The organism is Streptomyces sp. NPDC002133 (assembly GCF_040296405.1).
Taxonomy (GTDB): Bacteria; Actinomycetota; Actinomycetes; order Streptomycetales; family Streptomycetaceae; genus Streptomyces.
Genome location: NZ_JBEOXF010000060.1, coordinates 1 through 18195 on the forward strand (window position 1 = coordinate 1; position 18195 = coordinate 18195).

15 protein-coding genes are annotated in these 18195 nt (G+C 71.1%); 4 read left to right on the forward strand and 11 right to left on the reverse strand.

Annotation, left to right across the window (positions count from 1 at the left end; all coding sequences use genetic code 11):
- Both ABT078_RS34735 and ABT078_RS34740 read left to right on the forward strand, forming a co-directional pair.
- Nucleotides 1-215, forward strand: a 215-nt coding sequence (locus tag ABT078_RS34735; RefSeq protein WP_351234979.1) for a CGNR zinc finger domain-containing protein, incomplete at its 5' end; no start/stop codon positions are given.
- A 308-nt stretch (nucleotides 216-523) separates the two neighbouring features.
- Entirely contained in the window at nucleotides 524-1024 is a 501-nt protein-coding gene (locus ABT078_RS34740; protein ID WP_351234981.1) for a hypothetical protein, read from the forward strand.
- Nucleotides 1025-1107: 83 nt separating this feature from the next.
- On the opposite strand, the gene ABT078_RS34745 is transcribed toward ABT078_RS34740, so the two are convergent.
- The 3 genes from ABT078_RS34745 to ABT078_RS34755 all read right to left on the reverse strand — a co-directional run bounded on the left by ABT078_RS34745 (nucleotide 1108) and on the right by ABT078_RS34755 (nucleotide 6990).
- Nucleotides 1108-3333, reverse strand: coding sequence for a terpene synthase family protein (locus ABT078_RS34745; protein ID WP_351234983.1), 2226 nt, complete (start codon nucleotides 3331-3333; stop codon nucleotides 1108-1110).
- 141 nt (nucleotides 3334-3474) lie between these two features.
- Nucleotides 3475-5535, reverse strand: coding sequence for an N-acetylmuramoyl-L-alanine amidase (locus ABT078_RS34750; protein ID WP_502981461.1), 2061 nt, complete (start codon nucleotides 5533-5535; stop codon nucleotides 3475-3477).
- Between the two features lie 336 nt (nucleotides 5536-5871).
- Nucleotides 5872-6990: an aminoglycoside phosphotransferase family protein gene (locus ABT078_RS34755; RefSeq protein WP_351234985.1), complete on the reverse strand. Its 1119-nt coding sequence runs from the start codon at nucleotides 6988-6990 to the stop codon at nucleotides 5872-5874.
- 235 nt (nucleotides 6991-7225) lie between these two features.
- Here ABT078_RS34755 and ABT078_RS34760 point away from each other — a divergent pair, with 235 nt between their 5' ends.
- Nucleotides 7226-8719 (forward strand): DNA-binding protein NsdB, encoded by a 1494-nt coding sequence (locus tag ABT078_RS34760; protein ID WP_351234987.1) that lies wholly within the window; start codon nucleotides 7226-7228, stop codon nucleotides 8717-8719.
- A gap of 170 nt (nucleotides 8720-8889) precedes the next feature.
- Here ABT078_RS34760 and ABT078_RS34765 read toward each other — a convergent pair whose 3' ends face one another.
- From ABT078_RS34765 to ABT078_RS34775, 3 genes are all read right to left on the reverse strand, one after another.
- On the reverse strand, nucleotides 8890-10362 hold the full coding sequence (locus ABT078_RS34765; RefSeq protein WP_351234989.1) for a PP2C family protein-serine/threonine phosphatase: 1473 nt from the start codon (nucleotides 10360-10362) through the stop codon (nucleotides 8890-8892).
- A gap of 243 nt (nucleotides 10363-10605) precedes the next feature.
- Nucleotides 10606-11076: a nitroreductase family deazaflavin-dependent oxidoreductase gene (locus ABT078_RS34770; RefSeq protein ID WP_351234991.1), complete on the reverse strand. Its 471-nt coding sequence runs from the start codon at nucleotides 11074-11076 to the stop codon at nucleotides 10606-10608.
- Nucleotides 11073-12473, reverse strand: a complete 1401-nt coding sequence (locus tag ABT078_RS34775) for a cytochrome P450 (RefSeq protein WP_351234993.1) — start codon at nucleotides 12471-12473, stop codon at nucleotides 11073-11075. Before ABT078_RS34775 ends, ABT078_RS34770 begins: the two co-directional genes overlap by 4 nt.
- Nucleotides 12474-12557: 84 nt before the next feature.
- Here ABT078_RS34775 and ABT078_RS34780 point away from each other — a divergent pair, with 84 nt between their 5' ends.
- Nucleotides 12558-12917 carry a hypothetical protein gene (locus ABT078_RS34780; RefSeq protein WP_351234995.1) on the forward strand — a complete coding sequence of 120 codons (360 nt, stop codon included), beginning with the start codon at nucleotides 12558-12560 and terminating at the stop codon, nucleotides 12915-12917.
- Between the two features lie 40 nt (nucleotides 12918-12957).
- On the opposite strand, the gene ABT078_RS34785 is transcribed toward ABT078_RS34780, so the two are convergent.
- From ABT078_RS34785 to ABT078_RS34805, 5 genes are read right to left on the reverse strand one after another with little or no spacing between them, the layout of a single operon-like run.
- Nucleotides 12958-13974 carry a PfkB family carbohydrate kinase gene (locus ABT078_RS34785; protein WP_351234997.1) on the reverse strand — a complete coding sequence of 339 codons (1017 nt, stop codon included), beginning with the start codon at nucleotides 13972-13974 and terminating at the stop codon, nucleotides 12958-12960.
- Entirely contained in the window at nucleotides 13971-14963 is a 993-nt protein-coding gene (locus tag ABT078_RS34790; RefSeq protein ID WP_351234999.1) for a zinc-dependent alcohol dehydrogenase family protein, read from the reverse strand. The genes ABT078_RS34785 and ABT078_RS34790 overlap by 4 nt, the downstream gene beginning before the upstream one ends.
- The gene (locus tag ABT078_RS34795; RefSeq protein WP_351235001.1) at nucleotides 14960-15835 is read right to left on the reverse strand and encodes a carbohydrate ABC transporter permease; all 876 of its coding nucleotides are present in this window, start codon (nucleotides 15833-15835) and stop codon (nucleotides 14960-14962) included. The genes ABT078_RS34790 and ABT078_RS34795 overlap by 4 nt, the downstream gene beginning before the upstream one ends.
- The gene (locus ABT078_RS34800; RefSeq protein ID WP_351235077.1) at nucleotides 15832-16770 is read right to left on the reverse strand and encodes a carbohydrate ABC transporter permease; all 939 of its coding nucleotides are present in this window, start codon (nucleotides 16768-16770) and stop codon (nucleotides 15832-15834) included. Before ABT078_RS34800 ends, ABT078_RS34795 begins: the two co-directional genes overlap by 4 nt.
- A 23-nt stretch (nucleotides 16771-16793) precedes the next feature.
- A complete protein-coding gene (locus ABT078_RS34805) occupies nucleotides 16794-18158 on the reverse strand; it encodes an ABC transporter substrate-binding protein (RefSeq protein ID WP_351235003.1) in 1365 nt (454 codons plus the stop codon).
- Between the last annotated feature and the right edge of the window lie 37 nt (nucleotides 18159-18195).

An 18195-nucleotide genomic window follows, 5' to 3' on the forward strand; every position in this document is an offset into this window, starting at 1 on the left:
GATGGGTCCCGTCCGTCAGGGCCCTCGCCGCCGCCCTCGCACGCGCGGCGATCGCGCTGCTCACCGGCCCCGACCGGGCACGGCTGCGGGCCTGCCACGCGCCGCGCTGTGTGCGGTACTTCCTCAAGGAACACCCGCGCCAGGAGTGGTGCAAGCCCTCCTGCGGCAACCGCGCCCGCGTCGCCCGGCACCACGAGCGCCACCGCACCGGCTGAGCCCTTCTGCCACCATGACGCCCCGGGGCACGACCGTCACCAGGTGCGTTCCGGTTCATGCGGACGTGCGTCACGGCCCACCGACGTGCGTCCGTGGAGGGAAGCGGCGCGAGCGCACGGCGAGCGGCTCACCGCCGTGCACACCGCGTGCACCTTCGTCGGGGCGTCCCGCTGCATCGACCCGCCCGGCTCGTCGACGCGGAGCCCGACGCGATCGCGGACAGAGCCCCCTGCACACCCGCGCGCACCCGTCCGGCCGGCCGTACCCAGGTCGGCGTGCGCGGCCCCCGTACACGTACCATGGCCGCATGTCCTTCCTCCGCCGCCGCAGCGCCGCCACTCCCGCCGGCCCGGACTTCGACGTCCTGGCCATGGACCCGGGGGACTGGCCCGGAAACCTGGGCGCGGGTCTGCTGCCCGCGCCCGACGGCAGCTGCCAGGGCGTTTTCCTCCGCTACGATCTGTTCGGCGGCCGCGGTCCCGCGATGATCATCGGTAATCTGCCCGAGGGCTCGCCCGCCCGCGAGCTCGCCGAGGGCCAGGTGCCCTTCGAGGTCGCCCAGCTCCTCGCGGCGCTGGAGAACGACGAGGAGGTCACGGTCACCGGCACCGAGGACGTCCCGGTCATGCAGGGCGACAACCTGCTGATCGTGCGCCGGATCAAGCTCTCCGAGAGCCGCATTTCCTGCGTCCAGTTCGACCGCAGCGACAATGTGCTCGTCACGATCGCCAGCTGGGACCGGCCGATCACCGACGACCTGTACGCGCTGCTCAAGCCGCTGCCCGCGGAGCTCTTCCAGACGGGCTGACCCCGCGGACCCCTGTAGGGCCGCGTGCGGCCCGCCGTGACCACGTCAGAGCGGGCCACCCCCGTGGGTCCACACCCCCGCGACTACACCCGGACGCCCTCCGCGGCCGCAGTCGGCCGGTCCGCGCGCAGCAGTGCGCCGGCCCTGGCCGCGGACATGCCGATCGCCGTGGGCCCGTCGGTCCGCAGCGGCGAACCCGCCCCGCGCCGTACGTCCTCCGCCCCGTAGCGTCGCACGCCCCGGTGCCAGTTCAGGATCCCGGCGACCCAGTCCTCCAGCTCCCGCACATAGGCGTCGAGCGCGGCCCTGCCCTCCGTGTCCAGGCCGAAGTCGTCGTACAGCACGGGTAGTTCATTGCGCTTCACATGCTCGTACTGGCGCAGCCGCGAACGCATCAGATCGTCCGTGATCGCGACAGCGTCCGGATAGCCGCAGCCGAAGAAGTTCTGCACCACCAGGACGATGTTGTGCACCTCGCCCTCGACCTCGATCTCCTTCTGGTACGAGAACAGGTCGTTGAGGAAGGTCGCATAGTCCGCCAGGGAGCTCTCCAGGCTCCGCACCGTCCCACTGCGATAGATCTCCGGCGGAAGCTCACCCTCGTGCCGCAGCCGGCACAGCATCATCGTCAGCTCGGAGCCGAACGTGTGGCGCCGCATCTCGATGTAGTCGACGGGGTCGGGCACCCGGTGCTGCGCCTGGTTGTGCAGCTCCCACAGCCAGCCCTCGAGCATGGTGTCGAGCGCCCCTCGCAGTGCCTGCCTCGCCTCGGGGCCCATCGGCCCGGCGGTCCGCGCCCACAGGTCCGCCAGCGCCCGCTCCATCGGACCGGCCGCCGTCGCGGCTCCCGCGGCCGGATCACCGACGGGCATGCAGGCCTTGAGCCGCTCGGTCGTGACCTTCGCCCCGACGAGGTCGCGCGGACGCCCGAACACCACCGGGTAGTAGTCGTCCCCGTATGTCCCCCAGGTCAGCCACTCGGCGTTGAGCTCCAGCTCCTCGGGCGTCGCGTCCGGGTCGAGGCCCGCCGAACAGAGCGCGAAGTCGAAGCCGGCGAGCATCTGGTCGTCCCAGATGTCGTCCAGCAGACCCATCCGGCCCGCCCAGGCGAGGGACTTCCGCCGCGCGTCGTCCAGATGCGGGCTGAGCGTCAGCGGGAACGGGATGTCGAAGTCCGGCAGCAGCGACGGGCCGGTCTGCCGGTGCGGCACATGGGTGAGCCTGCGCAGCCGCGCACCGGCCGGACGGCCGAACAGCGTCCTGATGTCCAGGGCCGACGTGCCCAGCACTCCGCCGTACAGCGAAGGACCCTTCTCCACACCCTTGTTCATGTAGCGACTGGAGCGCATGTGCCATTCATGGCCGCCGGACTGCCAGTCCTGAAGCCCCTTGGTGTACGCCGCGATCGCCGCGCACTCCACCGGATCGAGGCCCTTCTCCACGCACAGCGCCGGGACTTCGGTCAGTGCGGTGTTCTCGAACTGCTGCAGCCGCGACGTCAGCAGATCGTTGACGGCTTCGGCCGCCTCCTGCGTCGTACAGCCCAGGAACGTCTCGAGGACCAGCACGCCGTTGCTGAGCTCGCCCTCGTTCTCCACCTCGCGCTGGTAGGAGAAGAGATCGTTGCGCAGATGCACGGCGTCCGCGAACGCCTCGGTCAGCACCCGCAGCGGCCGGGAGCCGGCCGCCTGCGCGGGAACCTCGGCGCCCGCCGCGTACTCGACGAGACCCGCCGACCAGGGTGCCCCGCCGACCTTGCGGCGCATCTCGATGTACTCGACGGGATTGGAGACCCGCCCCTCGTTGATGTTGTCGAGTTCCCACAGCGACTCGTTGAGGAGATGCTCGGTCGCCCGCGCGAACCGGGCCCGCCAGGCGGGTGACATGCTCGGCACCGTCCGCGCCCACAGATCCGCCAGTCCCGCCTCGACCTGGTTCGTCGCCTCCGGCGTGCCCTGTGCCGAGTCCGCCGGCATGAACGCCGGCAGCCGGTCCAGATACGCCTTGCCGCCCGCCCGGTCCCCGCTGCGCTTGAAGACCTCCAGAAAGTGGTCGTCGAAGAAGAACACCCACACGTACCAGTCCGTCACCAGCGAGAGCGCCTCGGCGGAACAGTCCGGGTGGGTGTATGCGCACAGCAGGGCGTAGTCGTGCGCGTCGAGATCCTCCTGCTCCCAGATCCCCGACCCCTCCAGCATGCCCATGCGCCGGGCCCACTCACGGGTGTGCGCTCGCGCCACATCGACATGGGGGTTGAGCCGCGCCGGATACGGTACGTAGAAATCCGGCAGTTGGAAGGGCTGTGCCATGCGTGCCCGGCCTTTCGGTGAGCGTCCGCGCATGAGCCGCGCGGACCGGTCGCGTACGGGCCAGCCCTACCCGTCGCCCATCCGGCCCACGCGGCCGCGGTGATCACCCGTCCGGATGAACCCGCAGGTACGCCCCTCTTCCTACGTGTTCAGCACCCGCACATCCGCGGCCTTCACGAACGCGACCCGGTGCCCGAACTGGATCTGGTAGTAGAGCTCCTCGCCCCGCACCACCGTGTGATCTGTCGAGTCGAACGTCGTGGCGAAGTAGTACTCGCCCGCCGTCCGCTCGCCGACCACGTACCTCTGGCCCGCGAGCAGCTTGTACGGCAGCGGCGTCACCGCCTGCACCGGCACACCCGCCGGATACGCCGACGCCTCCGGGTAGGCCCGGCCGTAGACCGGCACCTCGGCGAGCCCGTCGCGCGGTGTGAGGACCCTGGCACGCACATTCACTGCCGTCCGTTGCGTACGGGGATTGTGGAACCACGCCTTCTGCCCGAGGTACCAGATCGCCGTCCACTCGCCGCGCCGCTCGGCGACCGCGTACTGCTGACCCGTCGACGCCCTGGCCCCCGTGTCGTTCACCCCGTCCGTGGAGTCCCCGCCGCCCGGCCGCAGACCGATGTCCTTCACCAGGGGCGCGGAAGCGTCCGGCGCGGTGTGCAGCCGCACCGCGCCCGAACCGTGCGGCGCACAGGTGTCACCGGGCTCGGCGCAGCTCGTGTAGGGCGGCTGGTGCTGCGCGTAGTCCGGGCGGATCGTCACCGCGGCGGCGCGCGGACCGGCGGACGGTACGAAGGGCCGCCCGAGGAGGGTGAAGTAGTGCGCCCAGTCCCAGTAGGGGCCCGGATCGGTGTGCATCCCCGGGATGGTCGAGGGCACGGTGCCCGGCACATTGTCGTGGCCGATGATGTGCTGCCGGTCGAGCGGGATATCGTACCGCTGGGCCAGATACCGCACCAGGCGCGCCGACGTGCGGTACATCGCCTCCGTGTACCAGGCGTCCGGGTTCACGAGGAAGCCCTCGTGCTCCAGACCGATCGACTTGGCGTTGACGAACCAGTTCCCGGCGTGCCAGCCGACGTCCTTCAGCCGCAGATGCTGGGCGATGTGCCCGTCGGACGAGCGCAGCGAGTACTGCCAGGACACGTACTCCGGGTCCTGGACCAGCTGGAGCGTGGTGTCCCAGCTCGCCTCGGTGTCGTGGATCACGATGTAGTCGATCGACTGCGACGACGGCCGGTTCGCCTTGTCGTGGTTGCCGTAGTCGCCCTCGCCGAACTCCTCGTACGGTGCGGGGATCCACTCGCACGCGACCGTCCGCGGACACTCCGTCAGATCCTCGTCCACGGTGCGCAGTCCGAGACCGCCGGCCGTCGCGGTGTCCGGCCGCAGGGACGTGTCAGCGGGCAGGGCGACCTGCTGGCCGGTGTCGGTGATGCGGTGCTGACCGGACCGCATGACGTCGTAGACATCGTCGGCGTACGTCGTCGCGGTCGCCGTGTCGTCGGCGCCGGAGAAGCGTGCGACTGCCCCGTACCAGTCGGCCGGATCCGCGCTGGGCTCCTCGCCGAGCCGGCGCTGTGCGTCGGCGAGCAGGGCCGCGCCGCCCCGGACGTTCGCGGCGGGGCTGGTGCGCAGCTCCTCCTCGGGGATCCCGGTGAGCTCCGCTGCACGCTCCAGCGTCCGCAGCCGGGCCGGCAGCGCGGCCAGATCCTGGATCTCCGCCTCGAGGGCGCTGCGCGACGCCCGGGCGTCGTCGCCGCGCGCGTCTTCCGCGCCGTGCGAGTGGTGCGGCGCATCGGCCAGCGCGGCCTTGGCGTCGGTCAGATGCATGGGCCCGTACCCGCCGGTGACACTCGGCGCGCCGCCGTGTCCGTCCCAGCGGGACTGGAGGTACGAGACGCCGAGGAGCACACGCTCCGGCACCCCGTACTCGGTGGCAGCGGCGGCGAAACTCCGCTGCAGTGCCCCGGACGCGGACTGCTCCGCGGTCGCGGACGGAGCGGCCGAGACCAGCGACAGCAGCAGGGCCGCCGAGGCCAGAACTGCGCGCGTGCGGGGACTTCTCGGTCGTACGGGGGCGGGTCCTCGTCCTCGCAATGCAGCCTCCTGAGACGGGTGACGCGCGAAGGTACGCGCGGGGCTGGACTCGCCTACAGGGGTAGCGGTTGCGCGACGAGGCGTCAACGAACCCATGGTGGTGGCGCGGTGGCCTGTGACGCGTCATCGGAGTGGACCAATGGCGCCCGGGTGAGAGCGACTTGATATACGAGAACCCCTGCGGCGGCGCCCTGCCCAGGTCGCGCTGTCACCCGTACGGGCGTCGATGTACGCCTCCTTGGAACCACCCCGGAGACCCCTGACAAGGCGCCCCGGAACCTTGGAGACAACAGAGCGCTGCGCGTCCAGTGTGTCGGCACTGGGCGCGCAGCGCTCCCCCCTCACGGCTCGGATCGTCCCCCCGTCCTGGGCGGGGGCACCCCGTCGGGACGCTCCACCATGCCCCTTGGGTCACTTCGCCGTCCCTGACGGTCAGCGAGTGCCGACCGCAGCGCGCACAGCCCGCCGTGCCAGCGCGCAGTCGTCGTGCAGCCGCCGCAACAGCAGCCGCTGCTCCTCACCGGACGAGACGGCGCCGGGCTGTGTCGGTACGGTCCCGGCCGGAGCGGCCTCCCGCATCGTGCGCTGCACAGCCGTCTCGTACGTGCGGATCTCCCGGGTCAGCACCAGCATCAGGTTCACCAGGAACGCGTCCCGAGCGGCGGGACCCGACTTCTGGGCCAGTTGGCTGATCTGCCGCCGGGCCATCGGGGCATCGCCCATGACGGCCCAGAGCGTCGCCAGGTCGTACCCCGGCAGATACCAGCCGGCGTGCTCCCAGTCGACCAGCACGGGACCCGTCGGCGCGAGCAGGATGTTCGACAGCAGTGCGTCACCGTGGCAGAACTGTCCGACGCCCTGCCGCCCGCTCGCGTGCGCGAGGCCGTGCAACAGCTTCTGCAGATCGCCCAGATCGCGGTCGGTGAACAGTCCGAGCTCGTGATAGCGGGCGATCCGCGACGCATAGTCCAACGGCGCGTCGAACATCCCGGCGGGCGGCCGCCACGAGTTGAGCCGGGTGATCGCCCCGAGGGCCGCCCGTACGTCCGCACGTGGCGGAGCCTCCGCAGGATGCCGGGCGAGGGCGGCCGGGCGGCCGGGCATCCGCTCGATGACCAGCGTGCAGTTGTCCGGATCCGCGGCGATGAGCCGCGGCACCCGCACCGGCGGGCGGTGCCGGACGAACGCACGATATGCAGCTATTTCATGCCGGAACCGCTCCGCCCACACCGGCGACTGATCCAGCAAACACTTGGCGACGGCCGTCGCGCGTCCGGTGCTGCCGACGAGCAGGACCGAGCGTCCGCTCCTCCGCAGGACCTGCACCGGATTGAACTCCGGGCAGATCCGGTGCACCGACGCGATCGCGATGCGCAGCTGCGCGCCTTGGGGGCCGGACAAGTCGATTCTCCCGCTGAGCGGTTGGCCGGAGGTCGCCGGCCACCGCCGGGCCCTCGCGGCCGGGGAGGGGTCGAGAAACGGCCTGCCGCCGGCCTGCACGGAGCGCTGCGGCCGGAGCGGGGCGGACACGGAGGACGATGCTGTGTACATGGGCGAGACAGATCCCTTCGTGTGCCGACAAGTCGCTTGCGCGGCCCCTGCCCCGGAGGCCTTCGGCACCCTGGGGAGTGCGGCTCGGGCCGCCGGGGCGGGGTGGCGCGTTCCTACCTGACACCCGCTCGCGGGTGGCACACCATCTGGCGGACCCTGGCGAACCCTGGCGAATAGTCGCCAGCCCTATGACAGGGGGTTACTGTCAACTCAGCCGAGAACCTGGGGGCTTGAAGTGACCGGAGAACCCAACACCCGCCTTTCCGACCTGTTCGGCCTCACCGGCTGGTCCAAGGGCGAACTCGCACGGCTCGTGAACCGGCAGGCGGCGGCCATGGGCCACCCGCAGCTGGCGACCGACACCTCGCGGGTGCGGCGTTGGATCGACATGGGGGAGACCCCGCGCGATCCCGTGCCCAAGGTGCTGGCAGCTCTGTTCACCGAGCGGCTCGGCCGTGTCGTGACCATCGAGGACCTCGGTTTCGTACGGCAGAAACGCACGGGAAAGAGGCGGGACGTCAGCACCACGCAGAACCCTGACGGCCTGCCATGGGCACCCGAACGTACGGCGGCGGTCCTCACCGAATTCACGGGAATGGACCTCATGCTCAACCGACGCGGCTTGGTGGGCGCGGGCGCCGCGCTCGCCGCAGGCTCCGCACTCAGCAGCGCCATGCACGACTGGCTGCACACCGACCCCGCAACCGCCACGGGCGCTCCTCGTGTCGACAATCCCCTGCACGCCGACCCCGCTGGGTTCGACCGCTATGAGGCCGCCCCCATCGGGTCGCAGGAGATCGAGGCACTCGAGCGCTCCGTAGAAGTGTTCCGTGCCTGGGACGCGGCGCGAGGTGGCGGGCTCCAGCGCAAGGCCGTCGTGGGCCAGCTCAATGAAGTGGGCGGGATGCTCGCCTACCACCACCCCGACCACCTCCAGCGGCGCCTGTGGGGCGTCGCCGCCAACCTCGCCGTACTCGCCGGCTGGATGTCCCACGACGTCGGCCTCGAACCCACCGCCCAGAAGTACTTCGTCATCGCCGCCCACGCGGCCCGCGAGGGCGGCGACCGCCCGCGCGCCGGCGAAGCCCTCTCCCGGGCCGCGCGCCAGATGGTGCATCTGGGCCGCCCGGACGACGCCCTCGACCTCATGAAGCTCGCCAAGTCCGGCTCGGGCGAGGAGACCCTCCCGCGCACGCACGCCATGCTGCGCACCATCGAGGCCTGGGCACAGGCATCCATGGGCCGGGGCCAGGCCATGCGGCGCACCCTCGGCGAGGCCGAGGAGCTCTTCGTGTCCGACAAGGGCGATGTGCCACCGCCCAGCTGGATGCAGCTGTTCGACGAGGCGGACCTGCACGGTATGCAGGCCCTCGCCTATCGCACCCTCGCCGAGCACGAGCCGGCCGCCGCGACCACCGCCCAGCGCCATGCCAAGCAGGCGCTGGACCTGCGCGAAGGCGGCCGGCAGCGATCCAAGATCTTCGACTATCTCTCCCTGGCCTCGGCCTGCTTCATCGCCGACGACCCGGAACAGGCCGACCGGTACGCCCGGCTGGCACTGGTGTCGATGGGGGAGACGTCGTCGCATCGCACCTGGGACCGGCTGCGCGAGATGTACCGGCTCACCGGACAGTACTCCGGGTACGCGAAGATCCAGGACCTCCGCGAGGAGATCAAGCTCGCCCTGCCCAACAGCCCTGCCGGCCGCCGGAGAAGCGCGGAGATCTGACCGCATCCGACCCCGTGCGGGACACCTCGCAGGACTTCCTGTCGGCGTGCTGCCCGGCCCAGGCGTGTACCGCCTCGCGCGGAGTTCTGCACGTCGGCGCACGGCAACAACCGACCACAACCGACCTACGACCTCTGAGACCACCGTGGTGGCCCGCCGTGTGCACCGCGCTAGCTGATCCTGGCGACCATCACGCAGGCGTCGTCCTCACGCTCGCTCTCGCCGAACTCCTCGACGATCGCCCGCACGCACTCCTGCGCGCTGCGGGAGACCGCGAAGCGGGAGGCGAGAGCGAGGACACGGTCCACTCCGGACCCGTCGCGCACGTCGGCGCTCCGGGTCAGGCCGTCCGTTTGCAGCACCAGCAGATCGCCGGGGAGCAGGTGCACCTCGGCCTGCTCGTAGACCGCTCCGGGTGTCGCTCCGAGCAGCACTCCCTCCGGCGGCGTCAGCACGCGCCCCGTCCCGTCGCGGAACAGCAGCGGGGCGGGGTGCCCCGCCTGCGCCCAGGAGAGCGTCCGGGTCGCCGCATCGTAGTGGCAGCACAGTGCGCTGCCCAGCGCGGGCTGTGCGGAGGATTCCAGCAGCTGGTTGAGGTGCTCCATGAGCGGGCCCGGCTGGATACCGGCAACGGCCAGTCCGCGCAGGGCACCGAGCAGCATCGCCATCGTCGACGTCGCGGTCACCCCGTGGCCGGTGAGGTCGCCGACGCTCAACAACGTGCCACCGCCGGGCAGTTCGAGCGCGTCGAACCAGTCTCCGCCGATCAGCGCGCTGCTCGCCGAGGGAAGGTAGTGGCCCGCCAGATCCAGGGCCGGGGGCCCGTTCTGGGGGAATGAGAGGGAGCCGCGCCACGACGGCAGGACCGACTCCTGGATCTCGACCGCGATCCGGCGCTCCGTGCAGTCGATGTGCCGCTGGCGTGCGAGCGTGTCCCGCGATTCTCGGACGGCGCGCTGGCTGCGGCGCAGCTCGCTGACGTCCCGCAGCACCGCCCACATCGAAGCCGTGCAGCCCTCGGGGTCGAGGACCGGCTCGCCCATCATGTGGAGCGTCCGGACGCGTCCGTCGGTTCTGACGATACGGAACTCGCCGTCGATCGGCTTCCCGTCGATGAGACAGTCCGTCACCATCGCGGTGAGGAGGGCCTGGTCCTCGGCGAACACCGTCGACGGCAGCTCGTCGAGCGACATCGGGCCGCCCTCCAGCGGCCGCCCGAAGATCTGGTACAGCTCGTCCGACCAACTGACCTCGTCCGACAGCAGATTCCACTCGGCGCTGCCGACCCGGCTGAGCAGCGAGCCGGAGTGCGCGGCCGGCTCCTCGTACGGGCCGGCCTCCTCGTGCGGGCCGGGCTGTTCGTCCTGAAGCTCCTGGTCCTCGGCGTCGGGGGCGGGCGACCGAGCCGACAGACCCTCCTTGAGCTGGCCCAGGTGCGTGCCGAGATCGTCGAGATGATGGACCGCCAGGTCGCACAGCGCCCGCTGCCAGCGCCGCTGCGGGTCGTCCTCGTCCACCACCGCGTCACGCCGCACCGCGTCCACGTCCCCGCGGAGCCTGCGGGTCTGCGAGATCAGCTCGTCCACCGTGCCGCGCGGGGGTGGCTGCGGGGCGGGGCGGTCCGCGAACAGATGGGACGGCATGTCGTACTCCGATACAGGCGCGTCACGGCCAGGGTCTGAGATAAGGACCGGTTACGACTGTTGCACAGGGAGCCAGGGCGCGTAAGGGATTTGGCAACACTCGATACGGTGGTGCTTCTGACATATGTCAACGGCTCCCGGCGAACCGGTCCAGCGGCACTCCAACGAGTCGGTGTGCCCGCGCGTCACGCATCCGTGCGGGCCGATTGCCCGGAGGAACAGCGACAGTAGCGGGGAAACGGGCTACTTCCCGGTACGCCGCAGCCGCACCACCGGGATGTCCCGCTGCGTGCCCTGCCGGTAGCCGGCGTACGGGGCGAAGAGCTCCACCAGGTGCGGCCAGACCCGTGCCTTCTCCTCCGGGGACAGCGTCTGCGCGCGCGCCGCGAACCGTTCGGCACCGACGCGGAGCCACACATCCGGCTCGTCGCGCAGGTTCAAATACCACAACGGGTGACGGTCGGAGCCCCCGTTCGAGCCCACGATCAGGTAGTCGTCGCCGTCGCGGCCGTAGATGAGGACGGTACGGCGCCAGGTGCCCGACCGCCGCCCCCTGTAGTCGAGCAGCAGGCAGGGGGCGCCCTGTATCGTCGTCCCCTTCGTACCGCCCGACTCCTCGTACAGCCGGGCCTGCTTGGCCACCCAGCCCGAGGGGCTGATCTCCACCGCGTCCGGACCCTGCCCGGCAGCCTGCCCTGCGTCGCGTTCCGTCATGGCGCCACCGTGGCTTCGCGGGGCCCCGCGGCCCGGAGAGTGGCGCGCACCGGAGTACCGGGCTGCAGGGTCAGCCCCGTCCTCGGCGGCACCTCGCCGGATCCCGTGTCCACATGGAAGCGCTGCGCCAGCGTTGCCAGCACCAGCACCGCCTCCACCATCGCGAACCGCGCGCCCAGGCAGGCCCGCGCGCCGCCGCCGAACGGGAACCAGGCGTGTTCCGGCGCCGCCGGCTGCGCGCCCGCATCCCACCGCTCCGGCCGGAACGCCTCGGGGTCGGGGAACCAGCGCGGATCGCGGTGGGCGCTCCACTGGCTGGACCACACCACCGTCCCCTCGGGAACCGGCAGACCGCCCAGGGTCGATCCCTCCTTCGCGATTCCCGTCATCAGCCACACCGGAGGGAACAGCCGGAGGGTCTCCTTCACCACCTGCTCGGTGTAGGGAAGCAGCCGCAGGTCGTCGAAGTCCGGTGTACGGCCCCCGAGGACCGACTCCAGCTCCTCGCCCAGCCGCGCACGGGCCTGCGGGTTCCCCGACAGCAGGTACCAGGCCCATGTGAGGGTCGTGCCCGTCGTCTCGTGCCCGCCGATGTACAGGGTCACCGCCTCGTCGCGGACCTCCTTGTCGGACAGCGGCAGCCCCTCCTCGTCCCGCGCCGCCAGCAGCCGGCTCAGCAGATCGTCCCGCTCCTCGCCGCTGCGCCGCCGCTCCCCGGTCACCCGTCCCACCTCGGCGTCGATCACCTCGACGGCCCTGCGCAGCCTCCGGCGGCCGGGTGTGGGCACCCACGACGGAAGGAACAGCGTGACGCCCCGGAACTCGTCGCCGATGGCCCGCTGCGCCACGTCCATGGCCGACCCGATCACCTCCTCGCGCCCCGCGGTGTCGGCCCCGAACAGCGTCCGCACGGCTATCCGCTGGGTGAGCGCCAGCATCTCCCGCCGTACGTCGATGTCCTGTCCCGGCTGCCACGTCCGCGCCAGCGCATCGGCGCACTCCGCCATTGTCCGCGCGTACGACCGCACCTGCCGCGGCCGCACGGCGGGCTGGACGAGAGCCCGCTTGCGCCGCCACGCCGGGCCTTCCGACGTCACCACGCCGTCCCCGAGCACCAGCTTGAACGCCCATCCGAGCTCAGGATGGCGGAAGACGGTCTCGACGCCGGTCAGCAGTTCGCCGATGTGCTCGGGCCGCGAGACGAACAGCGCGCGCTGGGGGCCGAGCCGCCACTCCACGACATCGCCGCAGCCGCGGAGCCGCTCGAAGAACCCGAGCGGATCGCGGGCGAACGCCGGCAGATTCCCCAGGCCCGGCAGCCGCCGCGGCCCGGGCACGACGGTGGGCGGCCCCGGCTCGGTCGCGTCCCGTCCGGGAACCGTGGCTCCTGTGGTCATCCCCGTGCCTCCCGAAGTGTCAACTGCCGTACGCCCGTCGGCATTCAACCGCGTCACACGGCATGTGCACGACCACTCTGCACCATGGGCGACGCGAGCTTTCGACCACCTTCGAAATGTTGGCGAGCGGTCCTTCCCGCTGGCGACGCTCGAAGCCGTTCATTCACGGAAGGAGCCCATGAGGGCTCGTACCCGACCATCAGCGCCTGCGCCGGAACGTTCTCGCTGAAGTTCCAGACGTCCTTCGAGGGCATCACCCTCAAGTACTTCTACTCGGGCACGTGCGGCTCCTTCGCCCGGATCGAGAACGCGCGCACCAACTGCGCGGCCGTCGCCCAGCGTTCCAGCGGCAGCGTGGCGCGTGTCGACGGCTGGGTCTCCGAAACCGTCGACCCCGGCATCAACTACGCATACACCAGGATCGCCAACAACCTGAGCGGCTAGGTCTCCCGCGCGGTACTGGTCTGCGACGGGCACGAGCTCGTCAACACCCCCTGGTACTAGGCGCGTACCCATCGTCCCGGGGGACACGGGACGGCAGACCGAGCGGCGGGTGCGTGTACGGGGGCACGCATCCGTCGCTCAGCGCGCACACCGTCGCGGCCACCTCGGCCGCGGCCGCCAGCATCTGCCCGGCCCGGTCCACGCCGATCCCGGCCGGGGCACCGCGCCGCAGCAGGCCGGCGGCGCCCAGCCAAGCGAGCATCCCGGCCATGAAGGCGTCCCCGGCACCGATCGTGTTCACCACGTCGACGGGCACGGCCGGCACGGACGCCACCTCGCCCGACGGCACGAAGGCCGTACTGCCCCGCGCGCCGAGCGTCATGACGACGAGCCGTCCTTCGTCCGCCAGCCGGCGCGCCGACACCTCCGGACCGGTTCCGGGCCACAGCCGCGCCAGGTCCTCGTCGCTGGCCTTCACCACATGCGCCGACGCGCACAGTTCCGCGAGGAGCCTGCGGGCGCCGTCGTCCTCCGCGCGCACATTCGGGTCCACGACCAGCAGTCCGTGCTCTGCGGCTGCGCGGGCCGCCTGCGCGACCGTACCCGCCGCCGGCTGTACGACAGCGGCCAGACCGCCCGCGTAGACGGCCCCGAAGCGCGACATTTCGGCCTTCGTCACAGCCGGCAGCGAGAAGGTGGCGGTGTCCCGCAGGTGGAAGTGGTAGCTGTTGCCCTCCGGCCCCGGATCGGCGACGGCCAGCGCCGTGGGCAGCGACGAGCGGGCGCACAGCCCGGTGTCGACTCCCGCGGAACGCAGCCAGTCGTCCACCGTCCGCGCGAAACCGTCCCCGCCCAGACCGCCCGCGAACGCCGCGGGCGTGCCCAGGCGCGCCAGATCCACGGCGACGTTCGCCGGAGCGCCTCCGGGCTGCGCGCGCCACAGCTCCGGCTCACCCGCCGGCGCGCGCTGGGCGGACCGCGTCACCGGTACGAGATCGATCAGCGCCTCGCCCAGCACCAGGACCGCGTCCTGCCCCGCGGCGCGGTCCCCGCTCACGGCTCCACCACGATCTTGCGCCCCCGGCCGGCCCGGAACCGTTCGATCGCCTGCGGATACTGCTCCAGCGGCAGCCGGTCGCTGATGAACACCTGCGGATCGAGCACTCCCGAGGCGAAGAGCGCGGCGGCCCGCTCGTAGCTGTGCAGCACCGCCATCGAACCGGTGATGGTGATCTCCTGGTTGTAGATGCGGTACGGCTCGATCACCGCCGTCGTGGCGTAGTCGCTCACCCCGAACTGGAGGAACGTACCGCCCTTCGCGACGCGCCCGAGTCCGTCCTGGATGGCACCGGCGTTCCCCGTCGCGTCGATCACCACGTCCCAGCCGTCGCCCGCCCGCTCCAGGGCATCGGCCGACGCGGCCGCCCCCGAGCAGCCCAGCAGCTTCGCCGTGGCGAGCCGCTCCGCGTTGATGTCCAGGACGTCGACCCCGGCGGCCCCGGTGCGCTTGGCGAGCTCCAGCATCATCAGGCCCATCGTCCCGGACCCGTAGATCAGCACACGCGCGCCGAGCGTGCCGTTGAGCACGTCGTACCCGCGGACCGCGCACGACAGCGGCTCGATGAGCGCCGCGTCCCGTACGTCGATGTGCTCGGGCAGCCGTACGCAGTTCGCCACCGGCGCGAGCGCGAACTCGGCGGCGCCGCCGGGCACCGTGACCCCGATCGCCGCCCACCGGTCGCACAGGTTTCCGCGCCCGGCACGGCAGTAGCGGCACTCGTGGCAGGGCAGGGACGGGTCGACGGCCACCCGGTCGCCCACCGCCAGCTCCGTCACCGCCTTGCCGGCCGCCACGACCGTCCCGGCGAACTCATGGCCCGGTACGAGCGGCAGCGTCGGCGCGAACTCGCCCTGCAGGATGTGCAGATCGGTGCCGCACAGCCCGCACGCCGCCACCTTCACCACCACCTCCCGCGGCCCGGGCGCCGGATCGGGTACGGACGTGACGGACACCTTGCCGGGGGCTTCGACGATCGCGGCCCTCATTTGACAGCTCCGAGCGAGAGGCCCTGGACGAGCTTGTCCTGGGCGGCGTAACCGGCGGCCAGCACCGGCAGGGACACAACGACGGAGGCGGCGCACAGCTGCGCCAGGAACAGCCCCTGACTGGTGACGAATCCGGTCAGGAACACGGGCGCGGTCTGTGCGACGACGCCGGTGAGCACCCGTGCGAACAGCAGCTCGTTCCAGCTGAAGATGAAGCAGATCAGTGCGGTCGCGGCGATGCCCGGACCGGCCACCGGGGCCACCACCCGGGCCAGCACGGTCGGCAGCCGCGCCCCGTCCACCTGCGCCGCCTCGATGATCGACACCGGGACGTCCGCGAGGAACGACTGCATCATCCACACCGCGATCGGCAGGTTCATGGACGTGTAGAGCAGGATGAGCAGCCAGATGTTGTCCAGCAGCCCCGCGTTCTTCGCGAAGAGATAGAGGGGCAGCAGTCCGGCGACGACCGGCAGCATCTTCGTGGACAGGAAGAAGAACATCACGTTCGTCCACTTGGGCACCCGCCGGATCGACAGCGCGTACGCGGCCGGCAGCGCCAGCACCAGGACCAGCAGCGTGGAGACCACCGACGCCGTGGCCGAGTTGATGAGCGGCGGCCACGGTCCGGCCGCCCCGCCCGCGCCGAAGAACTCCCGGTAACCGTCCAGGGTCAGCGCGGCGCCGAGGGAGGGCGGACTGGTCGCCGCGTCCTCCTCGGAGTGGAACGACGTGAGCAGCATCCACCCGGCCGGCAGACAGAACCCGATGCCCGCCGCCCAGGCCAGCGCCCCGAGCGCGGCGGACCGCCGCCGTGCGCGCCGCGCGATCGGGTCGGAAGTCCGTGCCCTCGCAACAACAGTGGTGGTCATGCGCGGTTCACCTCCTCACGGAAGAGGGACGAGACCACCCGCAGTGCGAACGTCGCGAGCACCATCGTGCCGATCACGACGACCACGCCCGCCGCGGACGCCAGTCCGTACTCGTGAGCCTGATAGAAGGTCTGGTAGATCGTGTACGGGAGGTTGGCGGTGCCGAGACCCCCGGAGGTGATCGTGAACACCGCATCGAAGTGCTGCACGATGTAGATCGAGCCGAGCAGCACACCGAGTTCGAGATACCGCCGCAGATGCGGCAGCGTCAGATGGCGGAAGATCTGCCAGGCGCTCGCGCCGTCCAGCCGCGCCGCCTCGATCACTTCGCCGGGCCGGCTCTGCAGCCCGGCGAGCAGGATGAGCATCATGAACGGCGTCCACTGCCACACCAGCGCCGCCTCGACCGCGACGAGCGGCATGTCCGAGATCCAGTCGGGCTGTGCGGGCTCCGTGTCGCCGAAGAGCCCCGCGAACCACGCCCATCCGCCGTTGAGCAGCCCGTACTCCGGGTTGTACAGCACGTGCTTCCACAGCAGCGCGGCCGAGACCGGCACCAGCAGAAACGGTGTGATCAGCAGCGTACGGACGAATCCGCGGCCGAAGAACGCGCGGTCGAGCAGCAGCGCCAGCGCCAGCCCGAGCAGCACACTCGCGATCACGACGGTCGCGGTGAGCAGCACGGTCGTCAGCACGGATTCCCGCAGCGCGGCATCGGTGGCCACGGACGTGTAGTTGGAGAGCCCGGTGAAGCGGCGCGCGTCCGGATCGAGCGAGTTCCAGTCGAACAGTGAGATCACCAGAGTCGCCACGAACGGCAGCTGTGTGACCGTGACGAGGAAGACCAGCGCGGGCAGCAGCGGGGCGCGGGTGGCCCAGGCGCGCGGGCCACCTCGCGGACGTACGGGGACCGCTGAGCGGGCGGACGGCGTCAGGGGCGCTGTCCCGACGGACGTGGTCACCGGTACTCCTCGGCGACCTTCTCGGCGAGCTTCTGCGAGGCGGCCAGCGCGTCGGGCACCGACGTGCGGCCGGCGATCGCCGCGCTGATCTGCTGCGACACCTTGGTCCCGAGATCGGTGAACTCGGGGATGCCGACGAACTGGATGCCGGGGGCCGGGCGCGGCTGCACGCCGGGGTTCACGGGATCGGCGGCGCCTATCGCCTCCCGGGTGACCTCGGCGAAGGCCGCGGCCTCCTTCCTGTACTCCGGGTTGGCGTACGTCGAGGCCCGCTTCCCGGCCGGCACGTCCGCCCAGCCGACCTGCTCGCCGACCAGCTCCTCGTACTCCTTGCCGGACGCCCAGGAGATGAACCTCCAGGCGCTGTCGGCCTTCTTGGACGCCTTCTGCATGCCGAAGGCCCAGGTGTAGAGCCAGCCCGAGCTCTCGGTCCTGTCCACCGGTGCAGGTACGTACCCGATCTTCCCCTTGACCGGGGAGCCCTTGGCCTCCAGCGATCCGGCGCCGGCCGTGGCGTCATACCACATGGCCGTCTTGCCCTGCGTCATGTTGTTCAGGCACTCGGCGTACCCGGCCTGCGCCGCGCCCGCCTCGCCGTGCTCGCGCACGAGCTTGACGTAGAACTCGGTGGCCCTGGTGAACTCGGGAGAGTTCAACCGGGCCTTCCAGTCCTTGGTGAACCAGGTGCCGCCCATGGTGTTGACGACAGTCGTCAGCGGGGCCATGACCTCGCCCCAGCCCGGCAGCCCGCGCAGGCAGATGCCCTTCATGCCCTGCTCGGCGCCGTCGGCCTTCGCCGCGAGATCCGCGACCTGCTGCCAGGTCGGTTTCGCGGGCATCGTCAGGCCCTTCGCGGCGAACACGTCCTTGCGGTACATGAGGAACGACGACTCGCCGTAGAACGGTTCGGCGTAGAGCTTGCCGTCGGCGCCCTTGAGCGAATCCGAGAGGGGCCCCAGGATGTCGGCCTGGTCGAAGGCCTTGTCCTCGGCGACGTACGAGTCCAGGGCGTGCAGCCAGCCGTTCCTGGAGTAGATCGGCACCTCGTAGTTGCTGATGGTCGCGATGTCGTACTGCCCTGCCTGGTTGGAGAAGTCCTGGCTGATCTTGTCGCGGACGTCGTTCTCGGGCAGGACGGTGAAGTTGACCTTGATACCGGTCTCCTTCGTGAAGTGATCCGCCGTCAGCTTCTGCAACTGCACCATCGGCGGGTTGTTCACCATCAGTACGTTGAGGGTGTCACCGCCGTCCGACGCGCTGCCGCCGCCTCCGGCGCCGGCGCACCCCGCGAGGAGCGCCGCGGCGGTCGCGACCGCGCCGAGCCGCGCGGGTATCCCTGATGGTCGTCGTTTCGAAGGCATGAGTCTCTCCTTGATTCGGACAGGTTCCGGACAGGAT